Origin of the sequence: Thermoanaerobacter thermocopriae JCM 7501 (assembly GCF_001310975.1) — a bacterium.
GTDB classification, from domain to species: Bacteria; Bacillota; Thermoanaerobacteria; order Thermoanaerobacterales; family Thermoanaerobacteraceae; genus Thermoanaerobacter; species Thermoanaerobacter thermocopriae.
Genome location: NZ_BAZY01000063.1, coordinates 1 through 3,130, shown reverse-complemented (window position 1 = coordinate 3,130; position 3,130 = coordinate 1). Strand labels below are relative to the sequence as shown.

Genomic DNA, 3,130 nt, shown 5'->3' with positions numbered 1-3,130 from the left:
GGGGACCTTGAAAACTGCACAAAGCCGTAAGTGGTCAAGAGAGGGAAGGGCGTACGGTGGATGCCTAGGCACCAGGAGCCGAGGAAGGGCGCGGCAAGCGGCGAAACGCCCCGGGGAGCCGCAAGCGGGCGTAGATCCGGGGGTACCCGAATGGGGGAACCCACCCGAGGGAATGCTCGGGTATTCACTGGTGAACACATAGCCAGTGGAGGGGAACCGGGCGAACTGAAACATCTAAGTAGCCCGAGGAAAAGAAAGAAAAGATCGATTCCCTAAGTAGCGGCGAGCGAAAGGGGAGGAGCCCAAACCATGCGAGTGTAGGAGGCCAAGGCTGATGCTTGCATGGGGTAAGGCACATACCGGGGTAGGGCCTTGGACCTACCAGTGATGTAGTAGAGCTAGCCGAATGGTACTGGGAAGGCCAGCCGGAGAGGGTGAGAGCCCCGTAGGCGAAAGCTTTAGTACATCACGAGGTATGTAGCCAGAGTACCACGGGATAGGCGACCCTGTGGGAAGGAGGGAGGACCACCTCCCAAGGCTAAATACTACCTGGTGACCGATAGCGGATAGTACCGTGAGGGAAAGGTGAAAAGGACCCGGGAGGGGAGTGAAAGAGAACCTGAAACCGTACGCTTACAAGCAGTCAGAGCCTAGCGTAAGCTAGGTGATGGCGTACTTTTTGTAGAACGGGCCGGCGAGTTACGGTAGCAAGCGAGGTTAAGGGATTAAGGCCTGGAGCCGAAGCGAAAGCGAGTCCGAAGAGGGCGTAAGTTTGCTGCCGTAGACCCGAAACCGTGCGAGCTACCCATGGCCAGGGTGAAGCCGGAGTAAGATCTGGTGGAGGCCCGAACCACGTTGGCGTTGAAAAGCCATGGGATGAGCTGTGGGTAGGGGTGAAATGCCAAGCGAGCACGGAGATAGCTGGTTCTCCCCGAAATAGCTTTAGGGCTAGCCTCAGGGAAGAGGCCTATGGAGGTAGAGCACTGAATGGCTAGGGGCCAAGGAGGTTACCGAACCCTATCAAACTCCGAATGCCATAGGCGGGAACCTGGGAGTCAGACCACGGGTGATAAGATTCGTGGTCGAGAGGGGAACAGCCCAGACCTCCAGCTAAGGTCCCGAAGGGCATGTTAAGTGGGGAAGGAAGTGGGACTTCGGAGACAACCAGGATGTTGGCTTAGAAGCAGCCATACATTTAAAGAGTGCGTAACAGCTCACTGGTCGAGAGGTCCTGCGCCGAAAATGAACGGGGCTAAAACATGCCACCGAAGCTGGGGCTACCGCGTAAGGCGGTGGGGTAGGGGAGCGTACTGTACGGGGAGAAGGCCGAGTGTAAGCGAGGCTGGACTGTACAGTAGAGAGAATGCCGGCATGAGTAACGAGAGTAAGGTGAGAAACCTTACCGCCGGAAGCCTAAGGGTTCCTGGGGGAGGGTAATCCGCCCAGGGTAAGCCGGGACCTAAGCCGAGGCGAGAGCGTAGGCGATGGGGAAGGGGTAGAGAATCCCCTGCCACCGAGCAGGAAGCGAAGGGGTGACGCAGGAGGGTAGCTGAGCGCGCGGTTGGTAGAGCGCGTCCAAGCCAGTAGGGTGCAGGATAGGCAAATCCGTCCTGCGTATGGCCTGAGAGGCGAAGGGGAGGGAAAGAGAGTACCGAAGCAGCCGAGCCCAGACTGCCGAGAAAAGCCTCTAAGCGGTAAACTGCTTGGTGCCCGTACCGGAAACCGACACAGGTAGGCGAGGAGAGTATCCACAGGCGAGCGGGGGAACCCTCATTAAGGAACTCGGCAAAATGGCCCCGTAACTTAGGGAGAAGGGGTACCCATTGGGGTATAGGCCGAGCGCTGAAAGCCTGATGGGTCGCAGAGGAGAGGCCCAAGCGACTGTTTACCAAAAACACAGGTCTCTGCTAAGTCGGAAGACGAAGTATAGGGGCTGACGCCTGCCCGGTGCTGGAAGGTTAAGGGGAGGGGTTAAAGCTCTGAACCGAAGCCCCAGTGAACGGCGGCCGTAACTATAACGGTCCTAAGGTAGCGAAATTCCTTGTCGGGTAAGTTCCGACCCGCACGAAAGGCGTAACGACTTGGGCGCTGTCTTGATGAGGGGCCCGGTGAAATTGTAGTACTCGTGAAGATGCGAGTTACCCGCGATTGGACAGAAAGACCCCGTGGAGCTTTACTGCAGCCTGTCACTGGATGCTGGTAGTTTCTGTACAGGATAGGTGGGAGACGTAGAAGGTAGGGCGCGAGCCTTACTGGAGTCGGCGGTGGGATACCACCCTGGGACTACTGGGATTCTAACCTATAGCCGAGGAGCCGGCGTAGGGACAATGGCAGGTGGGCAGTTTGACTGGGGCGGTCGCCTCCTAAAGGGTAACGGAGGCGCCCAAAGGTTACCTCAGCGCGGACGGGAATCGCGCGGGGGAGTGCAAAGGCAGAAGGTAGCCTGACTGTGAGAGGGACACCTCGAGCAGGGACGAAAGTCGGGCTTAGTGATCCGGCGGCAGTGAGTGGGGACGCCGTCGCTCAACGGATAAAAGCTACCCCGGGGATAACAGGCTGATCTCCCCCAAGAGTCCACATCGACGGGGAGGTTTGGCACCTCGATGTCGGCTCATCGCATCCTGGGGCTGAAGTAGGTCCCAAGGGTTGGGCTGTTCGCCCATTAAAGCGGTACGTGAGCTGGGTTCAGAACGTCGTGAGACAGTTCGGTCCCTATCCGTCGCGGGCGTAGGAAACTTGAGAGGGACTGCCCCTAGTACGAGAGGACCGGGGTGGACGAACCGATGGTGTACCAGTTGTTCCGCCAGGGGCACAGCTGGGTAGCCAAGTTCGGAAGGGATAAGCGCTGAAAGCATCTAAGCGCGAAGCCCGCCTCAAGACAAGGTTTCCCACCCGTAAGGGGGTAAGACACCTCGAAGACGACGAGGTAGATAGGCCGGGGGTGTAAGAGTGGTAACACTTTTAGCTGACCGGTACTAATCAGTCGAGGACTTGACCATAAGGCTTTGTGCAGTTTTGAGGGTCTATGATTTCCGGTGGCGATAGCGGAGGGGAAACACCCGTTCCCATTCCGAACACGGAAGTTAAGCTCCAGCGCCGATGGTACTGCTTTCGCGGGAGAGTAGGTCGC

At 58.0% G+C, this 3,130-nt stretch carries 2 rRNA genes; both read left to right on the top strand.

Going from position 1 to position 3,130, the window contains the following annotated elements:
* Positions 1-32: 32 nt before the first annotated feature.
* Positions 33-2,999: ribosomal RNA gene (locus JCM7501_RS12305) — 23S ribosomal RNA — on the top strand.
* Positions 3,000-3,031: 32 nt separating this feature from the next.
* Positions 3,032-3,130, top strand: a 5S ribosomal RNA gene (gene rrf, locus JCM7501_RS12300); the annotation flags it as partial.